A 21,572-nucleotide genomic window follows, 5' to 3' on the forward strand; every position below is an offset into this window, starting at 1 on the left:
CAGGTGAATGGATTCTTAAAACACGATTGCCGAAGAGATCGGTGATGAGAGTGGTGGAGATCGCGAGCGTTGCCGGTCTTCTGCTTTGCTTGCTGCCTATCCTGCTTTCCGACACGGCGGCTGGAGCCGCGAGCTTCGTTGGACTCACTACCCTGATCGTTGGATGCCACGCGGCATTTGAGGGCTGGCGCTGGCAGATGGTCCCGACCTACGTTCTGATTCTTGTCCTAATTGCATACGAGTGCGCGCACTCGCTCTTGGGGTATCAAGCGCCATCGATTGCGGTTGTTGTTGCTGTTGTTCTCGGGACCCTTGCGGCGATCGTCTGTTGCGTCGCGATGCCCGTGTTCAGGCTTCCGATGCCAGCTGGATCTCATGCGATTGGAACGGAGACCCGTCAGATTATCGATGAGAGAAGGCGGGAGCTATTTTCGAACGATCCGAGGGCGTTGCGCGAATTGGTGATCCAAATCTGGTATCCGGCCGTGCCAGTCAAAGGTAGAACGTCCCCGTATCGCGATCGACGGATTGCGACGTTGAAAGCCTCACATCTTCGTTTAGTCGACACGCATTCCATACCCGGCGCGCAGCCCCACCCGTCGCCAGATAGATTTCCGGTGCTGCTGTATACGCCGTCTTGGAGCGGGATTCGGACGGAGTGCACGATACAGATTGAGGAAATGGCGAGCCATGGCTACGTAGTGGTGGCGATAGATCATCCATACTGCTCGAGCGTCGTGGCTTTTCCGGACGGACGGATAGTACGGAGAAATTTTGAAGGGGATGAGGACTACTCCTCAGACGCAGCCGTCGCCCGTTTCATCGGGGCAGCCGACGAACAGGTGAGACTTCGGGCGGAAGACGCTCGTTTTGTCCTGGACACGCTCGAGCGCTTGAATCTTTGTGACCCCGAGGGATTGTTGACCGGAAGACTTGCCCTAGATCGCGTCGGGATTTTTGGATTCTCTTTGGGAGGCGGGACCGCAGCGCAAGCCTGTTTGATTGATAACAGGTTCAAGGCCGGCGCGGATATGGGAGGAATGATCGCAGGAGACGTCACGGCGAAGGAAATTCCGGTCCCCTTCCTTTTCATGTTTGAGAGCTTGTACGAGACGGCACCGTTTGGGCCGCAATCGGATACCTTGGGTCTGCGGCCTGAGAAGCGGCGCGAAATCGCGTTTGTGCGGCGCCAGTTCGCGCAGATGAAGCACGCTCTAGCCAAGTCTGGAGGGTACTGGATGATCATTGAGGGGATCAGACATAGAGACTTTTGTGACGCGCCTTTTTTTTCACCCCTGCGCCGTGTTCACGTCGATTCGCATGTTGTGTCCCGAGCCATCAGCAAATACCTTCTTGCGTACTTTGACCGGCACGTCAGAGGCGCTGATGAGCCTCTGCTTGATAGCTGCTTCGAGGATGCCCTAGTGCGCTTCGAACGCTTGCGTGGAAAGTAAGATAGTCGAGCGGGACACGATGTCCTTACGAGCAGAATTGGCCAGAGCGTTCCGCCGTCGCTATTCCGCGCGTTCCGTTCGCTTCCAATTTGAATCGGTCCGACCCAATGCAAGCTGACCGTAGAGCTTGAGCTTCCGGAATATATAGGAGGGGATCAGCATGAGTGCGCTCGGAGGTACTACGTCGCGTCCGCATTTCAACCAAGCAAGGATGACGGCGATCGCAAGAAGGATGAGATTGGTTGAGGCAACAGCGCAAGCCGCGAATGAATGATCTAAGATGGCGAGCGGCAGGGATAGCCCGAAGGTACCGAGGACAAGTAGCCCCAGCAGCGACAGCGGTGGTACGGTCAAGTCTAGCGTGATGGCGAGCAGTCTCAGATCTGACCGGACAGCGGCAGCCGCAAATAGTCGAGGCGCAAATTTGAAAATCAATGCAAGATGACCTTGCTCCCACCGCTTGCGTTGAGTACCGGATCCTCTAACGGATCTCGCAAACTCGCTCGTTACAAGGGCGGACGGGCAGAAACGCGGCGAATGTCCAGCCAGGGCGAGATCCAGCCCCAGCTTCATGTCTTCCACTATCTCTGCGTTTGCCAAATGTGCCGAGCTTATCATCTCCGATGGAAACGCCATGCCGGTACCCGTCAGCTGACTGGGTAAGTTGAGTGCATGCAGCCCCAGTGGACGAAGCCAGTTCTTCACTCGCCACGCGAATTCGGCGACTTGATGATTGACTTGCGCTCCGACCGGAGCCGTCATCAGGTACGATGCCTGTACGGGGCGCTTCATTGTTGAGCAATCGTGCGCGAGCCTCTCGAGTGCGCGATCTCCGAGCCTGCAATCCGCATCGACGATAATTACGATCTCGCGAGGGTCTTGGCGCAGATGCTGAATACCCCAATCAAGGGCAAATCCCTTGCCGCGATTCACGGGATCATTGCGTTCGACGACCTCGGCCCCTGCAAATTTTGCCACGGCTCCCGTGTCATCCGTGCAGTTGTCGGCGACCACAAGCAATCGATCGCATGATCGCATTTGCTTTCCGATGTCGGCTATGGTGGAACGAATCCCCGCGCTCTCATTATGGGCCGGAACCAGGACCGCAATCGAGGGATAATTGTCGTCATGCGGTGCGATCGAGAGTTGCCGCCGGCCAGCAAAGACTCCTGCCAAAATTTCAATGGCAAAAACCACGACGGGTATCGCGAGAAAGCTTGAGACTATTGCCAATAGGCCGGAGGCCACCTTCTCACTCCACAGTGCGGCTTACCGCGCCGTCCGCCTCTATCAGGAACTCAGAATGATGGATCCAGGTCTGCAGCGAGGCAATCCGTCAAAACCAAAGAATCCGCGACCATACGACAGCAGCGCGTGGCATATATATAGCACGGTAACCATTTAAATAGCACGCCGGCTCAAGCCGATATTGTATTAATATTACCACGAGGCGAGGGCCCTCATAGAATGTCTTTCGGGGGTTCTCCGTCGGGTAATTCTCGCTACAGTTTGTTTTTCTCATAGTTTCCACGGAGCTTCCTTGACTTCAAAGGGTGAACTCATCGGACTGCAGTATCTTAGAGGCATCGCAGCCAGTATCGTGGTGCTTCATCATCTATGCTATTCAAATACCGATCTTGGCCCTTTTGGTGTAAAGATATTCTTCGTTTTAAGTGGTTTTGTAATGTGGTTTACGACGTCGTCGTCCGATGTTTCCCCCGTCGTATTTTGGCGTTTGCGGATTGCCCGAATTGTTCCACTTTACTGGCTGTTCTTGTCGCTTCTCGTGGCCGTCGCGCTGGCGCCTTCAAACCACCTGAATACTACGGAACTTACGACGCAGAACGTTATCTTGTCCTTTCTATTCATTCCGCATTTCCATCAAGTTCAAAGAACCTTGATCGCGCCAATTTTGATTCCCGGGTGGTCTCTCAACTACGAGATGTTTTTCTATCTCCTGTTTGGGGTCGCTCTCCTCATTAAGCCTCGCCCATGCCGTGCGCTTTTTATTGGCGGCCTCCTTTGGAGCTTGGTTTTGCTGGGAATGTGGCTTGCTCCGTCGACGGCTATCCTTTCGACTTATACCAATCCCGCCCTGTTGCTGTTCTTAGGTGGTGTGTTGTTGGCAATGATCTATCAGAAGTACCGCGTTGAAGGGGCCATGCTGGGCCTGATATTGATCTTCGCCGGCATTCTACTCGAGCTTCTGGGTGTTCCCTACGATACTTGGCACATCGAGAGTTTTTTGGGCATCGCGGCTGTTCTGATTGTCGCGGGGGTGCTTGCGATTGAGCCCACCTTGCGCCGCGCGCCAATCAATTTGTTGCGGAGCATAGGGGATGCTTCGTACTCCATTTATCTGAGCCATTTGTTCTTCCTCCGCCTTTTCGAGGTCGGCTGGCGGCACGTACCGGCACGTCTTGGGTCGGGCTTCGTCGAATTCGCCTTCCTCGCACTTTCGTTCACGCTAGCAGTCGCCGGTGGAGTCGCTGTTCACTATTCCATCGAAAGGCCGATGGTGCGGCTGTTCCGGGTGCGGCTGCTGGCGGATAGCGTGAGGACGCCAGTGGCGGGAATTTAAGCATAACCGAACGAAATCTGTGCGTCCGATGAGCGCTTTATTCCGGCAGCTTCATGGTATAGACAGCGGCACAATATTGAATATTTGTAGACTCGTGAACGCCAGAGAGTATCGCTATGCTGCGCCGTTTTTTCGGGCGAGGTGGCCAATGAGTACATGGTTTTATTGAAGAGATTGACGAGAGAGGCCGGCTAGGGATTCATGAGTAAATTAGTGGGCGTTTTGATTGGCTGTGGCGCTATTGCGCGTGAGCATCTTGCGGTGTTGGCTGATCTGCAAGACGTCGAAGTCGCTGCTGTGTGTGATATTTCGCAAGCGCGAGCGGAAGCCGCTGCCGAACGTTTTGGGATCGCAAAACACTATACGTCGCATCGTGATCTTCTTTCGGACATTCGCCCGGACCTGGTTCATATCACAACGCCACCGACCTCTCATCTTCAGATTGCAACGGACTGTCTTAACGCGGGACGAAACGTATTTTGCGAAAAACCCATGACAGTGAAGTATGAGGACTTCCTCGCGCTGAAACGGCTTGCAGGCGAAAAGAATTGCATGCTGATGGAGAACCAGCAGAATCGATATCACTCGTCGGTTCTTGCGATCCAGAAGCTGATCGGAACTGGAGAATTAGGCGACGTTCTCGAAGTGCAGATCTGTCTGTCGCTCAGCATCACCGGGGCGGGAAGTGCCTATGTCGATCAGAACGCTCCCCACTTCGGTCTGGCGTTGCCCGGAGGGGTTATCGGTGACTTTCTGCCTCACATCGCGTACCTGGTCTACATGTTCACGGGCAGGGTGACCGATGTGCATACCAACTGGGTCAAGCATCGAAAGGACTCGCCGCTCCCGGCCGACGAATTCCGGGGCATGGTCAAGGGTGAGCGCGCGACAGCCTACGTTAGCTTCAGCGGGAACGCACAGCCGGATGGCTTCCTGGTTAGGGTTTGTGGGACGCGGATGCGCGTAGAAGCAAATCTGTATGAGCCGCCACGGCTGATAGTCAAACGCGCTCCCTCCGGTGAACCGGCAATCGGAACTTTGCTGGATGGTATCTCAGAAGCTCGTCAGGTGTTGTTCGGCACCTTGGGCGGATTCACACGCAAACTGGGCGGCACCGGCAGTTACGACGGACTGAAGGAGATGATCTCGAGGACCTATGCTTCGATTGCCTCGAATGGGCAGCAGCCTATTTCGTTGGAGGAAATCGACGACGTTGCTAGGCTGGTTTGCCAGTTTGCGGGTGGAGGAAGCGCATGAAGGTACTCGTCTCTGGTGCAGGTGGTTTTCTTGGTCGTGCAGTCGTCAGTAGCTTGCTGGAGCGTGGGCACACCATCAGAGCGATCGTGCGCCCCTCTTCGCCGTTACCATCTTGGCCCGATACCGTTGAAGTATTCCGTGCCGACTTGCGCGTAAGTAACAATCTGGTCTCGGCCTTTGACGGTGTTGATGCGGTAATACACCTCGCAGCGGCCGTCAGTGGAAATGAGGATACGCAATTTTCCTCGACGGTTGTTGCCACTGAACGATTTCTGGATGCGATGGCCAAGTCCGGCGTCAAGCGTTTGGTGCATGTCAGCAGTCTGGTTGTCTACGATTGGTCGAAGGCGGGACCGTGTATGGACGAGGCCACGCCGCTAGAAAACAAGCCTTATTCAATGGGCGGATACACCATTTCCAAGGTGTGGCAGGAGCGTATGGTAACCCGGGTCGCCAAGGCGCATTCTTGGGATCTTACGATCGTACGTCCCGGCTTCATTTGGGGACAAGATCACGCGAACATTGCCGGCATGGGACGGCAATTCGGGCGCGTCTATCTTCTCTTTGGCCCGTTGACCCGGCTGCCGCTGTGTCACGTCGACAATTGCGCAGACTGTCTGGCGATCGCGGTCGATAATCCTGCTGCCTCTGGAGAGACGTTCAATCTTGTCGACAGCGACGCCGTTCGCGTATGGCGTTACGCAAAGGAGTATGCTCGGCGGACTGGTCAGCGAGGGGCGCTGCTGCCGGTACCCTATTGGCTCGGGCTGGGAATTGCCCAATCGGCCGCTCTCACCAGCCGTCTGTTGTTTGGTCCAAAGGGTAAGTTGCCATCGCTTCTAACGCCGCGTCGATTTGAATCCCAGTTCAAGCCGATTCGGTTCAGCAACCGGAGGGTTACGAGCAAATTGAACTGGAAGCCTCGTAAAAGCTTCGACGATTGCTTGAATGTCTCTTACCGGCCGAGCGGTCGGTCCCACTTGATTTGACGTCGGCTACCCCCTTGCTTCCTCCGTCGGCGGTTCAGGGCCGAAGCGATATTTTGTGGCCCGCGAATACACTTGCAAAAATGGTGGCGAGCCAGCCTGCTTCTTTTCGAATATTGAAGTCGCGCTCGATCGTCTCGCGTCCGGCAGAAGCGAAGGAATTGCGCAGATCTGGATCGTCCAGCAGCCGCCGTATGGCGTCGACGGTTGCGTTCACATCACCTGGCGAAACCAGCGATCCATTGGTTCCGTCCTGGACGAGCTCTGGAATTCCGGCGATTCGGGTCGCGATGACAGGGACACCAGCCGCCATCGCCTCCATTAGCACGACCGGAACTCCCTCTGCGAAACTGCTCAAAACGAACAAGTCCGTCTCCTTTAACAATTCTCGGACTTGCTGCTGGGATTGATAACCAAGGAATTGCACACGTTCCCAAAGTCCCAAGGCTCGGGCCTTCTGCTCAAGCATGCGTCGTTCGGGTCCATCGCCCGCGATTTTCAGCGTCACCCCGTCGATCCGGACGAGTGCTTCGAGCAGGATCGTCAAACCTTTGACGGCAGCCAAACGCCCGACAAACAGCAACTGTTCTCCGCGACCAAAATGACTTTTCATTTCGAAGAGCGTCGGATCCACACCGCAGTGGACGATCTTCAGTTTCTCCCAGCAATCGAGAGGCGAAAAGACCATGGCCTGACTTCGACAGAAATGGCTGATGCAGTTCACGAACAAGGCCCGGCGAACCTTTTCGTCGATCCACCAAAGGTTGGGTTCGTAAAATTCGGCAGGGCCGTGCATCGTGAAACTGAATGTGAACCCTCCGATTTGTGCTGCCAGGGCGGCGACAGAGCAGCTCGAGTCGGCAAGATGATTGTGCAGATGGACCAGGGAATGGTCTCTCATCAGCTTGGCCAGCATTCCAGCTTCTACAAAATATGCCAACTGCCGAGCTTTGGCTGCAAGCCCTGGAGGCCAAGTTTTGACTGCAAGGGCCAGCGCCAGCATGTATCTTTTGGGTGAGGCGACGAATAGGAGAAGATGCGCCCTCAGGAGATTGCGCGGCGGCAACAGATAAAGGGTCGCATTTCTCTCGGCAGCTGTCTCCAGCCCGCCGCTGTCTCGCTCCGGAGGCTTTCGTACCGAGAACGTCTGAACATGGTACCCAAGATCTCGCAGCGTTGCGACTTCACGCTGTATGAAAGTATCCGTCGCCCGCGGGTACTGTCCTGTCAAATACGCCAGCCTTGGCTTCTCTTGTACGGTCATCGGCTTAGGGTTGGAACGATCGTTTTCTGTCGAGATTGGTTTTCTCTGTTCGGTCTTGACATCGTCGACGTCTCTCGGGAGCCGATGGCTGATCTGACCGGCCGCCGTATCGACTCCATCATGCTGCCGTTTCATCATATCTTCGGCTCGATAATTCGTGCTGGAATTCCGACAGCTGTTGCGGCCGCCGGCACATCGATCAAGACTACACTCATCGCGCCAATCTTGGCGCCGGAACCGACGCGGACATTGCCGAACACCTGCGCATAAGCGCCAAAGTCAACGTCATCCTCAATCACTGGCGTTGGCCCTCCCTCCGATCGATTGCCGATAGTTACACCCTGCCTCAACGTACAGTTTCGACCAATTACGGATCCAGAATGAATGAAAATGTTTCCAAAGTGATAGATTCGTAAGCCTGGACCTATATCAGCCTCGAGCGGCAAGCTGACGCCGGTGATGGTTTCAACGAGGCGAAAAATCAGCCAATAAAATTTCAGCTGCAAGTTGCGTAGCGGTCCAGGTTGGCGGCTGAGCAACCGCCGGCCGTATCTATAAACGAAAATGGCCCAGATAGACTGTTCCCGAAGGAACGGCCGGCTAGGGTAGCGTGCAAGATCGGCCTCGAAATGGGGGTCTCGTGGCATTCTGCTGCTTCTCTTAGGTTTGACTGAACATAATGATCGCCGCGCAGACGATTATTCGATACCTGCAAGCATCAGGGACCGCTCAAGATTGCCCAAGTCTACAACGATGTCGGTGTGGGAGTCCCAGCTCTGAGGATAGTCGGCATCAAGCGTCGCAGGGGCTCCCTGGCCCAGCACATAGTAGTACTCCAAGTTTAGCGCATTGCTGAGCTTCCAATAATATGTCGCCACGAGTTCAGGGGAATATATCTCGACGATCTTCGTGCCGGGCGAACAGAAGATGATGTTACTCATGCCTCCTCCATGGGGAGCAACGACCGCTTCGCACGACGCTATGACTGCTGCCTGCTCGGAGATGGACATCGTCTCGAGGGCAAGGATTTCAAATCGTCGTTTCTGCAGAAGCTCAACAACCTTGTCTTCGTTGAGAACTCGACGATAGCCGGCCAGGCCGCGACTTATGTAAAGCCGCCGCCCCGTGGGGTGACTATCGCGCCAGTCCTTTGGAAGAAATGAATTGCGGAGAAAGTCGACCATCCATGGCCGAAAACACCCTCCTCCTAGAGGGACGGATGGGACGATCAATTCGCGAGCTCTAAGATAGGACACTTTCGAGCCGTCAATTATTCTGGATGGGGGTACTCCGAGAGAAGCCAGTGTATCGCGTTGAAAGCGGCTACCGCAGCTGTTCACGTAAAAGTAGTCGATGCTGTCAAGCTCGATTCCCGCCAGCCTTATCAACTCGAAGCGGGGCAAAAGCTGAAACAGCCAATGATAGTAGAGATTCGCACCGTCCGTAGCGAGGACGGCAACCTTGCCGTCAATCTCTGCCAAAGGTCGTAATCTCCACTGATAGGCCAGGGCCGCGGCTGTAGTGGTTCGGGGATCGTGAAAGTACGTCGATACGTCCTGTAAGAACTGCCCGTCGGGAGTTATGATGAAGCCTCTATTTGTGGCGCGACCTCTTGGGATACGCGCTACAAATGTCTCCGCGTAGTCATAGGCTTGATCCATAAGAAACTGACGACGGATTTGGTGATGCACGGTCTTTGGAAGCGCGATCGGAACTGTACAGCTAGGATCGACGTGATTGATTTTCGCTCCAATCTCTTGATCTTGCGCAGCTACCCATGCTGCTGTCGATTGACAGACCACCTGAGGTGGGTAGAGGCGATCCCTGTCTATGAATGTAGACGAAGGGAACAAGCGCACAGCAGTCCTGGCTACGAAGAGTTTGGCTTGGTGCGGGAATTGTTTCAGCACTAACCAAGAGGGGCGCAGGAAGCGTCTGAGCCAGTTTTTTGACCGGTAGGTGTCAAACCAAAAAGAAGTCGCCATCTTCGGCTGCCGTTTCCGCTATGTCAAAACCAACAACTCTTCCGAGAAAGTTATTGTGCCGTTCCCGCGGCTGAATCGAAAGGCCCGCCGGCCTTTCGAACGAGTCAGCTTTCGGTATGACGCTTCGAGTTGGAGCGCGATTGCACCGTGGTCCTGATGATCGTGTCGAGATCGGAATGCTTCGGCACAAATCCAAGTCGGACACGCGCTTCGCTTGGATCGGATAGCAGTGCGGGAGGATCCCCGGGTCGTCGGGGCGCGCTGATTGTGGGAACGGACTTGCCTGTTATGCGCTCGATCGCCGAAATGACATCTAGAACAGAATAAGTCTGCCCGGTGCCAAGATTGAGCTCAAACGAGCCTTCTGTGGCGGCAAGGTATTGAACCGCGCTCACATGAGCGGTAGCCAAGTCGGAGACGTGAATGAAGTCACGCTCGCATGTCCCGTCGGCGGTCGGATAGTCGGTGCCGAGAACTTGGAGAGGCGGGCCGTAACCGAGTGCTGCATCGACAGCCAGGGGGATAAGGTGGGTCTCGGGATTATGTCTCTCAGGCAGATCTCCACTATAGTCCGCGCCAGCGGCGTTGAAGTAGCGGAATATTCCGAAGCGAATGGCGTGTGCAGTTGCCGCATCCTTGATAATCTGTTCGCAGAAATATTTCGACCGACCATAAGGGCTGATTGGTCGTTGAGGGGCGCTCTCGGAAATGGGCAACTGCTCAGGCAGCCCATACGTCGTGCATGAACTCGAGAAAACGATGGCTCTCACGTCGTTTCTGCGCATCGCGTCGAGCACATTTATCAAGCCGGTCGCGTTGTTTCTATAGTAACTAAGAGGATCCGAGACGGACTCCCCAACGTACGCAAATGCGGCAAAATGAATTACGGCCGCCGGTCGATAGTCCTTGATAGCCTTGTCGAGGGACTCCGGGTCAAGGATGTCGCCCATAACGAGCGGTCCCCAACGGACGAAGTCGGCGTGCCCCCGCGAGAGGTTGTCAAAAGTGACGGGCGTCATGCCGGCCGATGCAAGACGGCGACAGGTATGGCTGCCGATATACCCCGCCCCACCCGTTACTAAGATTTGCGACATTTGCTGACCTGTAGCTGACGAAAAAACTTGGGAACTAGCTATTTGCGGATTGTCGTGAGGCGATTACTTCCTCGAAAAAGTCTTTGTACTGGATTGAAAGCTTCCGCCACGAGAAGTTTTCAGCCTTCGCCAATCGTCTTTCCCTCCGATTGAGGTCTTCTATCCGGGCCCTACTTATTTGCTCGGCGACGTCTTCGGGCTTTTCTGTATCGTGCAGAAATTCATCATCGCCAGCGATCCAGCGCATCTGTGGCGCATCATGGGCAACGACGGGAAGACCGCATGCCATGGCCTCGACAAATGCGAGAGATGAAGACTCGTTCTTGGAAAGATGAAGAAATACATCAGCAGAGCGATAGAGTAGGGGCATCTTGCTTGGAGGAACCGACAGCCTCGTAAATCGTCCGGGCAATAGCTTTGCCGCCTCCGCCTCCACGCTCTGCCGCAAGGGGCCATCGCCCGCAACGACAAGATGCGCGTCTGGAATACGGTTGACGGCCTCTACGCCAACGCTCACGCGTTTTGAGGATATCAAGGCACTGACCATGAGCACGACGAGACGGTCTGAGGGGATACCGAATTCTGCCCGATGACTTTCGCCGGGGAAGAATCGGTCGCAGTCGACTCCATTCGGAATGAGGCGAGATCGCCATCTGTCTTTGTTGCGCTTGTAGAACTCAGGATTTGTGCAAACCAAGCCATCGCAACCGAAGAATTGAAACTCCGACTCGTCTGAGACGGCAGGCCAATCCCCATTCTCGGTGACAAATACATGAGGAGGTCGCCCGCCCCAAGCGGGACGTCGAAGGGCCCAGTTCGTAAATGGATAGCTGCAACCCAAAGTAATGTCGTAGTCCCTGGGACGATACTGGCGGATCAGGCCCGGCACAAAACTCAGTTCCTCATACCCGGTCTCGTCGCGAAGACACGGGATCGATGGAAAGCGCTCGAACCTCTCGCGCCCGACACTTGCGGCTCTCAAGAAACGGTAAGGTGTGCCCTCTCGCTCGTTGCCCGAGCCCATTAGCGTCACGGAGTCGCCTGCATGCGCGAGCTCTGACGCGATCGAGATGAATGCGATCTCAGCGCCGCGGTCATGTCGATGGAGGCCAGGCAAAACGAAAAGAATTCTCATGAATAAAGACGTTAGGCTCGAATTTGCATGGTGCCGCGGAGGGAGACAAAAATACGGATCAAAAGGGAAACAAAGCCAACGTCAATATCCCGGCAAGCAACCCTATTCGTCCCTTCCGATGCGCGGTATCACTCTATATGTAGCCTATCCAATTGCAGTATTTTCCGCTACTTTCCAAGACAATAAATGCAATTCTGAGAAAATGATTAAAGGGCGTGGCGTTTGCAAACAAATTTACGAGGGGACCCGGCCGCTCATGTGGACCTTATGGCCTGAACTTGAACTAAAAATAGGCTGATCTGCCTGCGGCTTGCGCTTTCATGAACAAAACCCGGCCGGCTGAAAGTTCGGCGTCCCGGGTAAAGAGGTAAGTCGGATTTATGGCGCGTCCCTACTACTACGAAATCGACTTGATTCGGTTTGTATCCGCTGTCCTGGTCGTAGGATTCCATCTGGGTTACCTGAATCGAGGCGCGGCCGACTATCACCCGGTCTGGCCCGTCACATGGTGCGGATGGATTGGTGTGGAGATCTTCTTTGTAATCTCTGGCCTGGTGATCGCGAACTCCGCGAGCAACGCGACGCCACTTGGATTTCTCAAGGGGCGTTGTATGAGATTATACCCGGCTGCTTGGTGCTGCGCGACGCTGACATTGCTTGTGGTTGGGGTGAACCATACAAATTTACCAAGCTATCTGCGCTCGATCATTCTCCTTCCTAAAGGACCGTGGATCGACGACGTATATTGGACCTTGAGCGTAGAGATCTGCTTCTATGCCGTTGTTTTTCTTTTGCTCGTTTATCAACGCTTGTCGATGAAAGTTGATCTGGCCAGTCTTGCATTCGCGATGACGGCTATCAACATGATTGGCATTCTTGTGCTCGCCGGGAAGCAATGTGGCATTTTCGATGCCGATGGCGCGACCAAACTTGTCGACCACGCCAACCTCATATTCGCCCGGCATGGTAGCTTCTTTGCGTTGGGGATCTGGATTTGGCTATCAACGGTTCGTTCGTTGACGGTGTGGGACAAGCTGGGTTTCAGCTTGGCGTTGGTTGCCGGCGCGGTTGAGATCCTGCTTCGGGGAGCTGAGTTTGTCCCGTTTCAAAACCGGCTGTGGCTATTGCAACCATTGATTGTCTGGGGGGCGGCCCTTGCGGCAATTGCGGTTTTCGCAAGGGTTCCGGCCAAGCGAAATATGATGGTTCTGCGTCAACTAGGCCTCATGACGTACCCGCTTTATTTGGTTCACAACGTAGTAGGGCGAGAGATCGAGCGGGAAATCATCAGGCTTGGCGTTGACAAATGGCTGGCCCTATCGGCCAGTGCTGTTGCCGTGATCGGATTGAGCTGGCTGATTTGCCGCTTCATTGAACCGATGGGCAGGGATCTCATGAGACGAGTGATTTAGCGCGGACGCTGCTGACGTTCTGGCTGCCGTTCAAATTGCACGCATCCACTTTGGAATGCGATGCTCAAGACGCTAGAACGTTACGGGACTTATAGAGCTCTCTTTTCGGCATAAGATATTATGTCTGAACGTCGATCGCTGAATGACAAAGGTTCGATCCAACAAGGATGTCCCAGCATCGCTGCAGGCTGAACAATCACTGCCGGCCGGGGCGAATGATCGGTCCGGCCATCGCACTCGGCGTTGGAGACCGGATAGGTGCGCAATTAACTCCGTCGAGCAAATCGGAGAATGCGGGGTTTTTTAACCCTGGTGCTCGTGCTATTTGATTGTCGTTTACCTCCAATCGATTGTTCTGCTTATGAGATTTCCTGATCTTGGTGTGGTCGTTATCGGGCGGAATGAGGGCCAGCGACTTATCGACTGTCTTGCATCGGTCCGGAGCGCGGGTGCCAGCGTCCTTGTGTATGTCGACTCTGGATCAACCGATGGCAGCGTCGAGGCGGCTGAACGGGCCGGCGCTACGGTGGTGACGCTTGATCCGTCTCAAGCTTTCACGGCCGCGCGCGCCCGAAATGAAGGCTTCCGAACAGTTCGAAAAATTGCATCGGAAATTCGCTTTGTTCAGTTTATAGATGGCGATTGCACCTTGAATGCCGATTGGTTTGCTCGCGCGATCCATTTTCTGGAAACGCGCATTGAGGTCGCGGTGGTGTGCGGTCGTCGCCGTGAGCGCTTTCCGAAAGCGTCGATCTACAACCAATTGTGCGACATCGAGTGGGATACTCCAATCGGAGAGGCGAGTGCCTGTGGTGGGGATTCGCTGATCCGGGTCGCGGCTTTTGAGGAGGTCGGGGGATTTCTTTCCCGCGTCATGGCCGGTGAGGAGCCTGAACTCTGTATTCGGTTGCGTGAGCGAGGCTGGAAGATATGGCGCCTCGATGCTGAGATGACGCTTCATGACGTCGCCATGAGCCGGTTTCGCCAGTGGTGGGTTCGCTCCGTGAGAAGTGGGTATGGCTTTGCCGAGGTAGCCCGGCTCCACAAGGATTCGCAGTTTCGAATTTGGTCCAAGGCAGTTCCCAGCGCTCTTTTCTGGGGAATCGGCCTGCCGATTGGCATTTTCCTCGCATGCGCCTTTCGACCGTACTTTCTCTGGCTATTGTTGGTCTATCCCTTGCAGGTTTGTTCGATCGCGGTACGTCGCGGACTTGGTCTGCCCGGGACTTGGGCGTACGCGCTTCTAGCCGTGCTGGGTAAGTTCGCTCAGGCCCGCGGTATCGCGAGATACTACTGGGGCCAACTAAGGGGGCAGGCGGGGCAATTGATTGAGTACAAGAGCCAGCCGAGGCACTTATAGTTTTCGAGATCCAAGAGGCTTCTATTAGGTTTGATCACGAAGAAACACCTGGATATCTCCTCCGCAGAATTCGTCAATTTGGTAATGCGCTTAATTTCTTGAGCGATTGAGCATGCTTTTCAACTCCCTGGAATTCGCTGTTTTTTTTCTGGTGGTATACGGTCTCTATGTGGGGCTGCCGTTCCGCCTGCAGAACTACATGCTCATCATCGCGGGTTACGTTTTCTATGGATGGTGGGACGTCCGATTCCTGTTTCTCGTGGTCCTCTCAACGACGGTCGATTTCTGGGTTGGGTTGATGATCGAGCATGGTCGGCTAGAGGTGCGCCAGCGACTCGTACCTGCAACCGTCTTCGTTGGCTCCGCGCTCATTTTTCTCGGAGTGAATTGGAAGGCGCTACCAACTTCTACAGTTGATCTTTCCCGACTTACGGACCTCCTGAGTTCGACAACCGGCTGGCTTCTTGTGGGTAGCATCGCTTTTGTGGCGCTGCTATTTGCGGTTTTCGCTATTATAGGCAGAGTGCAGATCGAACCTCGCCAGCGGCTTCTGTGCCTGATGGTCAGTCTTGTTACTCAGCTTGGATTGCTGGCCGTATTCAAATACTACAATTTCTTTATCGATAGCCTGTCCGCCGCTCTTGCAGGCGCCGGCATTAACAGCGCGGCGTTTCACCTGCACATTGTACTGCCAGTCGGCATCTCATTCTACACCTTCCAGTCCCTTAGCTACACGATCGATATCTACCGCAGGCAACTCAAGCCCACCGGACGCTTTTCGGATTTTGCGCTATTCGTCGCCTATTTCCCACCTCTTCAGGCTGGGCCCATCGAGCGCGGCCGGCACCTCATTCCTCAGCTTGCCCAGCCTAGGCAGATCACGCTGGACCAGACCGCGCGCGGCCTCTACCTCATCGTGTTCGGATTTTTTAAGAAGATTGCCATCGCCGACGGTATATCTCCTGTTGTCGATCAGATATTCGGGAGTAGCGGACGTGTCAGCTGGATTGACGTCGTCGCTGCTACAGGGCTGTTTGCGATCCAGATTTATTGCGATTTCTCTGGTTACACCGACATTGCGCGCGGCGTCTCCAAGATGCTGGGGATCAACCTGATCGTTAATTTCGATCAGCCCTATTTTGCGACCAACCCGCAGGAGTTCTGGCGACGCTGGCACATAAGCCTGTCGACCTGGCTACGAGACTATCTGTACGTTCCTCTTGGAGGTAACAAGGGCGGGCTTGTGTTTGTTTGCCGCAACCTGTTGGTCACAATGCTGCTCGGCGGCCTGTGGCACGGCGCGGCCTGGAATTTCGTGCTTTGGGGACTTTATCAGGGCGCCGCCTTGTGCGTTTACCGGGTGTGGCGCGAGTACCTCGGGAGACATAGCGCCACCCCGGCCGCCGACGCAGCTATTGTTAGCACAGCGATTCGTCGCTTCTTGTCCTGGGGCTTCTTCTCGATCGTGGTGTGCTATGGGTGGCTCCTGTTCCGTGCGCACTCGTTCGCCCAAATTGTTGACTTCACTACTCTGCTGTTCACGGATTTCGGAAACCTCGACTATGGCGCCAGAGCGCCGCGGCTTTCTGCCCTATGTGGCGTTGCGCTGCTGTTGGCCGTCGAGCTTGCCCAGTACTGGAAGGCGGACCCCTGCTTTTATAGGCGACTTCCAGTCCCGGTACGGGGGTTTCTCATCGCCGCGATGATCGCAATCACGTTTATGGGAATGAGCAATGAACCAGCTCAATTCATCTACTTCCAATTTTGAAGGCTGGAGCTTCAGGTCGTCTGCTGCTGCGGCCTACGTCGTAGGGTGGGTCGTTATTGGCCTCGTGGTGATCGACGTCGCAATCAATATATTGCTGGCCTATCCCAGGGATCCGAAGATCACTAGCCCGTCTCAGCTGCGCTTGTACTTCGAGTATGGCCGATCGACCGAAGGACAGCTCGCGCGCATGACGAGGCCGTCTCCATCCGAGACCGCGCCGATCACCTTGCCGGGTTGGTACGGTTCACTGGATATTACCGAATTCCCCGACAAGCCGCAGGATCGTATCGTCACGATCTATGGAATGTCACATGCGGTAAGGTTGGGACATGCTCTAGCTCGCGTGTCGAAGAAGTTCACACCGCGCATTGTCGGTGCACCGGGCGCACCAACAAACTGGTCATATGGCGCGTATCTTCGCGACCGCGGCGGCGGCAAAAGCGAGGCCGTCGTGCTCTCCGTCATGTCCTTCTCATTGCCGATGATTACCACTCTGTCCGCCGCGACATGGTCGTTTGATCTCCCCATGCCGTACACGATGGACCGTTTCTATCTCGAGGGAGGTGAACTTAAGGTTCATCATCCGCCGTATACGTCCTTTACGAGCTATGTCGACGCGTTTCTCAATCCAAAGAAGTGGTCCGAAGCGCGTCAAGAGTTCGCTCGAGAAGATACCATGTATAATGCCTTCATCATGCGTGCGAGCATTCTGGACCACTCATCGTTGTTTCGTTTGATCAGGCGTGCTTACGCGCAACGTTACATGAGAGAAGTCCGAAAGTCGGTGCTTGATGGTTCGGGCTTTAGGGCGGCAAGCGAGCAAATACAAGTTGCACGAGCAATCGTTCGTGACTTTGCGAAGGAGGCCCGCAGTAGCGGAGTCATCCCTGTGATTTTCGTCGTCAACAATTTGGGATACTCCGACTACCTGTTTCAAGCGCTCAAGCCGGTTCTGGAACAGGAGAAGATTCCATACGTAAGCTCACATAGAATTGCGCCTCCAGATGATCCGCGCGGTTACCTGCCTGACAGCCACTTCACGGATGAAGTCGATGACAGGCTGGCTATGGCCCTTGAAAAGGTCATTGAAGAAGCAAAGTGATGCGCTCTTGCCATCTTTAGCGCTGCGTCTTGCAGATCATAGGAAATAGATGAAAACCATCCCGACGAAGAGAACTTTCGAGACAATGAACGGCCTGCGTGGGCTGGCAGCTTTCCTGGTTGTCGTCTGGCATGGGGGCCACAATTGGTATGGCGAACTGGTGCCGCCAAGCAGCTATCTGGCGGTTGACCTTTTTTTCGTACTCAGTGGGTTTGTGGTCGCGTATTCCTACGAGCAGCGTCTGGCTAGCGGGCTGACGGCAAGCAGATTCATGATCACTCGTCTGATCAGGCTTTATCCGCTTTACATTCTGGGGACGATCATTAGCGCGAGCACAATACTCGCGTGGTCTGTGCTTCATCAAAAATTCGGCCCAAATCTCTCCACCACGATCTCTTCTCTTTTTTTCTCTGCCACGATGCTGCCAACCCCAGAATTCCTAGGGAAGCAGTCGCCTGCCGACTTGTACCCACTCAATGTGCCCGCATGGTCGTTGCTGTGCGAGATCATAGTCAACGCTGTGTACGCGCTCTCCTACAGATGGTGGTCGGCGCGAAATATCCTCATATTGATGATCGCATCCGCGTGCTTAATGCTACTATCGAACGGATGGTTTGATCCAGGACTTGGATGGGGGAGCGGCGGGTTCAATTGGGCGACCTCGCCGTTCGGCTTTCTCCGCGTGTTCTATTCCTTTCCCGCGGGGGTCTTGATCTATCGCATCCTTTGCCGGAGTGAGTTTTCGGCGCCACCTGGTTGGAGTATCCTGATCTTCGCGGTTCTTCCGCTCCTATTTTTGGGGCGCTCGGACTTGTTCTGCAAGTTGGTATTGTTCCTGGGCTTTCCCCTGTTGGTCATGTTGGGAAGCATTTTTGAGCCTCGGGGATTGCTTCGACGTTTTTGCGCGTTAGTTGGCGGCATTTCGTACGCGGTCTATGCCATTCATTATCCGTTGCTCGGAATCGCTCTACTCGTTCAGTCCAGACTTGGCCTTGATCTGGAATCCAAATATATCGGCGCTCTGTTTCTCATTGTCATTGCCGTAGTAGCCTCGGCCGCAGATAGATGGTTTGACGGGCCGGTACGAGCTCGTTTGACAAATCGACAAAACCGCAGTTGACGGAGCAACAAATGCCCCGTGGATTATCGTTTGATTGGGGAGAGATGACGTCGAGGTCATTTCGAAAAATGCAGCGCGAAGTCGCTGTTCTGAGCTGACCGATCGTGATGATGAGCGCTCGGCTCTATTTGCGTGGGACCGTAATATGCTCTGCGGTCGTTGAAAATTGTGTCTTGAGGCGCCTATGATGGTGCGGCGTGAAGTCTCAATCTGGAAATATGAATAACTAGGAACTGATCTTGTGAAGTGGATTGCTCTCCTACTTATCTTTGCAGCCATACAGCCCTTGTCGGCATGGCTACGGCGCAATCCAGCTTACCGAATGAGAGCGTGGACCGTTCTGGGATTGATGCCTTTCTTGATAACTGTCGCTCATCTGGTCATGGCAGCTCGGCTGGTGGACGCCATTACTCAGTATCATACACAGGGGTTGGAGTTCTCGGCCCTAGATGCGTTGGCCATGGCGCTCTACTTCAGCCAGCCACGCGAGGGGAATCGAATCCCTTTTCGTATCGAGATGTCCCTGTATTTCATTGCCGTCATCATTGCGATTCCTCAGTCGTTTTCTGTCGAATTCAGTCTCTATTACCCGTGGCAGCTTCTTCGGATGTACTTCGTCTATATGGTTGTCGCTACGGCGAGTGCTGCTGATGCTCGTGTCGTCAAGGCAATTCTGCAGGGCATGGCGATCGGCCTGTGCTGCCAAGCGCCTATATCGATCTTGCAGCGACTTTCCGGCGTGCTCCAGGCGAGTGGAACCTTTGATCATCAGAATATCCTGGGTTTGGTGTCCCACTTCGTCGTGCTTCCGTACTTCGCTGCATTTTTGGAGGGCTGGTGGGGCGTCATTCCAGCGCTCGTGGTCGTTTCCGGCGTCGTCGTTCAGGTATTGACGGCTTCGCGGGCGACTCTTGGCTTGGCCACGACCGGCTACTGCCTGGTTTATGTTCTTTCAATTTTTACTTCATTTTCGCCACGGAAGATGCGTGTGCTCGGTGCGGCGGTCGCTGTGCTCGTCGTTGTGGTGCCTATCGCACTCTCCTCGATCGAAGGAAGAGGGGGCGCCGAAATCGAAGGGTCGGACGAAGCGAGAGGATCGATGGAACGAGCGGCGGGAATGATGCTTGATGACCATCCGCTCGGGGTCGGCCCTAACACATACATCCAGATGGCCAACATGGGAGGATACAACGCTGCGGCCAGGGTAGATTATACCAGCTGGGTTGTATTCGTGCACAACGCCTACTGGGTGGTCGCGGTAGAGACCGGGTACCTTGGAGCGATCACGTTCATCTTAATGCTACTTAGACCTGTCTTTGTTGCCTTCTTGTGCGGGTTCAGAAATCGAAAAGATTCGAGAGGGGTTTTGCTACTTGGTCTCGCCGTTGCGCTTCTCGTAGTGGAGGTCCATGGGTTGTTCGAGTGGGTCATGATCAAGTCGATAGTTCAATACATGTTTGCCTTGGAATTTGGCATGGTGGCTGGATTGGCAATGCAGTTGGGCTATTGGCGGCGGGCCGGGGGCAAAATCGCGGGGGCGCGATGAGTACCAGCTCGTCTAGAAGTCGGTTGCAGGCCCCGCGTTCCTCAAACGAGAAGCTGGAGCTTTTAATCAGCGAAACCGATAAGACAGCTTCGGGCCTTAACGGATGGGCAAGGTGTCGAACGAGGTCCCAAGGCCCATTGCCCACCGTAGCCATTCTGCCAAAAATATCAGAACCAGCACCGCCAGGGTAAGCAGAAGATCCTGCCGGCCGAACGCAAAATTCTCCCTCTTCTGACCAATCAGGATTGGGATGTACCGGGCTAGGTCGGCCAGAGCGACGACTAGCACGCCACCCGGAAGGCCGAAGTAGCTCACCATGACCGGAAGTCCGACCGCAAGAAATGCAAGCTTGGTTCCGTTGGAGGCCGCTCCATAAGACGGTTTACCCAAGCCCAGAATAATGGACTCATTGATATACGCGAGAAATGAGAACCATGAACCCAAGATCAAAACTGGTAGGATCCAAGCCGCAGCCTGATAGCGTTGATCGTAAAGAATACGGATGGCAAAATCGGCGGTCACTACGAAAAGCGCGAAGCCGACCGCTGCGAGGAGAAGGAATTTCGCGCGAAGCGGAGAAAGTTGTCGGTAAAGCTGCTCTCTCGGCGCTTGCGCATGGGATGCAACGAATGGGAACAGCACGACGTTACCCAATCGCATTGTCAGATTTCCTGTCAGATCGGAGATCGAGCGCGCAATGCCATATACTCCCAGAAGTTCGAGAGGCACGACCCTGCCGAGATAGAGCCGATCGACGTACATCGAAAAGAAGAAGACGATAGAGGAAACGAATATCCACTTACCAAAGCTTAGGATTTGCTTCGCGTAATGCCCAGATATGTAGAAGCGCTGTTTTATGTTTGGAAGAAGGAAGTAGCTTCCGATCGTCGATATTACCGATGTGAAAACACCGCCGAATACCAACGCCCAAATCGTCGGTTCGAGGTAGGCAAAGACGATCGTCGCAACAGAGTTCACAAATGCAGTTGCGACGTCAAAGATATTGAGTGCCGCAAGCTTCATACGCTTTTGCAGCAGCGACTTGCCAATTGAAGTCAGGCCGGCGAGAACAATGCTGAATGCAGTAATGGGAATGACGCTCGCGAGGATGGGCGAGTTGTAGAAATAAGCAATCGGCGTAGCGGCAACCATGAAGCCCAGCCAGAGGACGACGCTCCGAAGGAGTTGGAGGGTCCAGGCCGTGTTGTAGAAGTCAGGATCTTCCGCGTTTTCGTTGTAGATTACGTTCTGACCGACACCTATGTCGGAAATGAGCTCTATGCCCATGCGGAGGGTATAGACGATCAACATTGTGCCGAAAATATCGGGAGCGAGGAGATGTGCGAGGACAATGTTGGTGCCTGTGCGGAGGCCGGTGCCCAAGACGTAGGCGCCTGTTGTCCAGACTGTGCCGCTGAATAGTGACTTCGTCGAAATCGTCATTTCAATTTGCCATTCATGTGGCGTCGAAACTTAAGAGCAGAATGGGCAGAATTGGTCGACGAAGG

At 54.5% G+C, this 21,572-nt stretch carries 18 protein-coding genes; 11 read left to right on the forward strand and 7 right to left on the reverse strand.

Going from position 1 to position 21,572, the window contains the following annotated elements:
- Positions 1-44: 44 nt before the first annotated feature.
- On the forward strand, positions 45-1,454 hold the full coding sequence (locus ACP2YP_RS14160) for an alpha/beta hydrolase family protein (protein WP_426424823.1): 1,410 nt from the start codon (positions 45-47) through the stop codon (positions 1,452-1,454).
- A 60-nt stretch (positions 1,455-1,514) separates the two neighbouring features.
- Here ACP2YP_RS14160 and ACP2YP_RS14165 read toward each other — a convergent pair whose 3' ends face one another.
- Positions 1,515-2,651: a glycosyltransferase family 2 protein gene (locus ACP2YP_RS14165; RefSeq protein ID WP_426424824.1), complete on the reverse strand. Its 1,137-nt coding sequence runs from the start codon at positions 2,649-2,651 to the stop codon at positions 1,515-1,517.
- Positions 2,652-2,994: 343 nt separating this feature from the next.
- Here ACP2YP_RS14165 and ACP2YP_RS14170 point away from each other — a divergent pair, with 343 nt between their 5' ends.
- From ACP2YP_RS14170 to ACP2YP_RS14180, 3 genes are all read left to right on the forward strand, one after another.
- Positions 2,995-4,035: an acyltransferase family protein gene (locus tag ACP2YP_RS14170; protein ID WP_426424825.1), complete on the forward strand. Its 1,041-nt coding sequence runs from the start codon at positions 2,995-2,997 to the stop codon at positions 4,033-4,035.
- 201 nt (positions 4,036-4,236) lie between these two features.
- The gene (locus ACP2YP_RS14175; RefSeq protein ID WP_426424827.1) at positions 4,237-5,292 is read left to right on the forward strand and encodes a Gfo/Idh/MocA family protein; all 1,056 of its coding nucleotides are present in this window, start codon (positions 4,237-4,239) and stop codon (positions 5,290-5,292) included.
- Positions 5,289-6,281, forward strand: coding sequence for an NAD-dependent epimerase/dehydratase family protein (locus tag ACP2YP_RS14180; protein ID WP_426424829.1), 993 nt, complete (start codon positions 5,289-5,291; stop codon positions 6,279-6,281). The genes ACP2YP_RS14175 and ACP2YP_RS14180 overlap by 4 nt, the downstream gene beginning before the upstream one ends.
- Positions 6,282-6,315: 34 nt before the next feature.
- On the opposite strand, the gene ACP2YP_RS14185 is transcribed toward ACP2YP_RS14180, so the two are convergent.
- From ACP2YP_RS14185 to ACP2YP_RS14205, 5 genes are all read right to left on the reverse strand, one after another.
- Positions 6,316-7,680 (reverse strand): glycosyltransferase family 4 protein, encoded by a 1,365-nt coding sequence (locus tag ACP2YP_RS14185; RefSeq protein ID WP_426424830.1) that lies wholly within the window; start codon positions 7,678-7,680, stop codon positions 6,316-6,318.
- Positions 7,677-8,048: a serine acetyltransferase gene (locus ACP2YP_RS14190; RefSeq protein WP_426424831.1), complete on the reverse strand. Its 372-nt coding sequence runs from the start codon at positions 8,046-8,048 to the stop codon at positions 7,677-7,679. Before ACP2YP_RS14190 ends, ACP2YP_RS14185 begins: the two co-directional genes overlap by 4 nt.
- A 192-nt stretch (positions 8,049-8,240) precedes the next feature.
- Positions 8,241-9,023 (reverse strand): glycosyltransferase family 61 protein, encoded by a 783-nt coding sequence (locus ACP2YP_RS14195; protein WP_426424833.1) that lies wholly within the window; start codon positions 9,021-9,023, stop codon positions 8,241-8,243.
- 608 nt (positions 9,024-9,631) lie between these two features.
- Entirely contained in the window at positions 9,632-10,621 is a 990-nt protein-coding gene (gene galE, locus ACP2YP_RS14200) for a UDP-glucose 4-epimerase GalE (protein ID WP_426424834.1), read from the reverse strand.
- 34 nt (positions 10,622-10,655) lie between these two features.
- Positions 10,656-11,756, reverse strand: coding sequence for a glycosyltransferase family 4 protein (locus ACP2YP_RS14205; protein ID WP_426424835.1), 1,101 nt, complete (start codon positions 11,754-11,756; stop codon positions 10,656-10,658).
- On the opposite strand from ACP2YP_RS14205, the gene ACP2YP_RS14210 reads away from it, so the two are divergent.
- The 7 genes from ACP2YP_RS14210 (at position 11,755) to ACP2YP_RS14240 (ending at position 20,064) form a co-directional block, all read left to right on the forward strand.
- The gene (locus ACP2YP_RS14210; protein WP_426424836.1) at positions 11,755-12,054 is read left to right on the forward strand and encodes a hypothetical protein; all 300 of its coding nucleotides are present in this window, start codon (positions 11,755-11,757) and stop codon (positions 12,052-12,054) included. The two genes, ACP2YP_RS14205 and ACP2YP_RS14210, sit on opposite strands and share 2 nt — an antisense overlap.
- 82 nt (positions 12,055-12,136) lie before the next feature.
- Positions 12,137-13,168, forward strand: a complete 1,032-nt coding sequence (locus ACP2YP_RS14215; RefSeq protein WP_426424837.1) for an acyltransferase family protein — start codon at positions 12,137-12,139, stop codon at positions 13,166-13,168.
- Between the two features lie 361 nt (positions 13,169-13,529).
- The gene (locus ACP2YP_RS14220; RefSeq protein ID WP_426426150.1) at positions 13,530-14,528 is read left to right on the forward strand and encodes a glycosyltransferase; all 999 of its coding nucleotides are present in this window, start codon (positions 13,530-13,532) and stop codon (positions 14,526-14,528) included.
- A 112-nt stretch (positions 14,529-14,640) separates the two neighbouring features.
- Positions 14,641-16,296: an MBOAT family O-acyltransferase gene (locus ACP2YP_RS14225; protein ID WP_426424838.1), complete on the forward strand. Its 1,656-nt coding sequence runs from the start codon at positions 14,641-14,643 to the stop codon at positions 16,294-16,296.
- Positions 16,262-17,398, forward strand: a complete 1,137-nt coding sequence (locus ACP2YP_RS14230) for a hypothetical protein (RefSeq protein WP_426424839.1) — start codon at positions 16,262-16,264, stop codon at positions 17,396-17,398. Before ACP2YP_RS14225 ends, ACP2YP_RS14230 begins: the two co-directional genes overlap by 35 nt.
- Positions 17,399-17,447: 49 nt before the next feature.
- Positions 17,448-18,518 carry an acyltransferase family protein gene (locus ACP2YP_RS14235; RefSeq protein ID WP_426424840.1) on the forward strand — a complete coding sequence of 357 codons (1,071 nt, stop codon included), beginning with the start codon at positions 17,448-17,450 and terminating at the stop codon, positions 18,516-18,518.
- A gap of 241 nt (positions 18,519-18,759) precedes the next feature.
- Positions 18,760-20,064: an O-antigen ligase family protein gene (locus ACP2YP_RS14240; RefSeq protein ID WP_426424841.1), complete on the forward strand. Its 1,305-nt coding sequence runs from the start codon at positions 18,760-18,762 to the stop codon at positions 20,062-20,064.
- A gap of 96 nt (positions 20,065-20,160) precedes the next feature.
- On the opposite strand, the gene ACP2YP_RS14245 is transcribed toward ACP2YP_RS14240, so the two are convergent.
- Complete coding sequence (locus ACP2YP_RS14245) at positions 20,161-21,507, reverse strand: oligosaccharide flippase family protein (RefSeq protein WP_426424842.1); 1,347 nt, start codon at positions 21,505-21,507, stop codon at positions 20,161-20,163.
- Between the last annotated feature and the right edge of the window lie 65 nt (positions 21,508-21,572).

Source organism: Bradyrhizobium genosp. A, assembly GCF_049949275.1.
Lineage (GTDB): Bacteria > Pseudomonadota > Alphaproteobacteria > Rhizobiales > Xanthobacteraceae > Bradyrhizobium.

Excerpts from the sequence above, each read along its gene's own strand:
- ACP2YP_RS14160 (WP_426424823.1), top strand. The coding sequence starts at position 45 with ATGAGAGTGGTGGAGATCGCGAGCGTTGCCGGTCTTCTGCTTTGCTTG.
- ACP2YP_RS14175 (WP_426424827.1), top strand. The coding sequence starts at position 4,237 with ATGAGTAAATTAGTGGGCGTTTTGATTGGCTGTGGCGCTATTGCGCGT.
- ACP2YP_RS14180 (WP_426424829.1), top strand. The coding sequence starts at position 5,289 with ATGAAGGTACTCGTCTCTGGTGCAGGTGGTTTTCTTGGTCGTGCAGTC.
- ACP2YP_RS14185 (WP_426424830.1), bottom strand. The coding sequence starts at position 7,680 with ATGATGAAACGGCAGCATGATGGAGTCGATACGGCGGCCGGTCAGATC.
- galE (WP_426424834.1), bottom strand. The coding sequence starts at position 10,621 with ATGTCGCAAATCTTAGTAACGGGTGGGGCGGGGTATATCGGCAGCCAT.
- ACP2YP_RS14210 (WP_426424836.1), top strand. The coding sequence starts at position 11,755 with ATGAATAAAGACGTTAGGCTCGAATTTGCATGGTGCCGCGGAGGGAGA.
- ACP2YP_RS14205 (WP_426424835.1), bottom strand. The coding sequence starts at position 11,756 with ATGAGAATTCTTTTCGTTTTGCCTGGCCTCCATCGACATGACCGCGGC.
- ACP2YP_RS14215 (WP_426424837.1), top strand. The coding sequence starts at position 12,137 with ATGGCGCGTCCCTACTACTACGAAATCGACTTGATTCGGTTTGTATCC.
- ACP2YP_RS14220 (WP_426426150.1), top strand. The coding sequence starts at position 13,530 with ATGAGATTTCCTGATCTTGGTGTGGTCGTTATCGGGCGGAATGAGGGC.
- ACP2YP_RS14225 (WP_426424838.1), top strand. The coding sequence starts at position 14,641 with ATGCTTTTCAACTCCCTGGAATTCGCTGTTTTTTTTCTGGTGGTATAC.
- ACP2YP_RS14230 (WP_426424839.1), top strand. The coding sequence starts at position 16,262 with ATGAACCAGCTCAATTCATCTACTTCCAATTTTGAAGGCTGGAGCTTC.
- ACP2YP_RS14235 (WP_426424840.1), top strand. The coding sequence starts at position 17,448 with ATGAAAACCATCCCGACGAAGAGAACTTTCGAGACAATGAACGGCCTG.
- ACP2YP_RS14245 (WP_426424842.1), bottom strand. The coding sequence starts at position 21,507 with ATGACGATTTCGACGAAGTCACTATTCAGCGGCACAGTCTGGACAACA.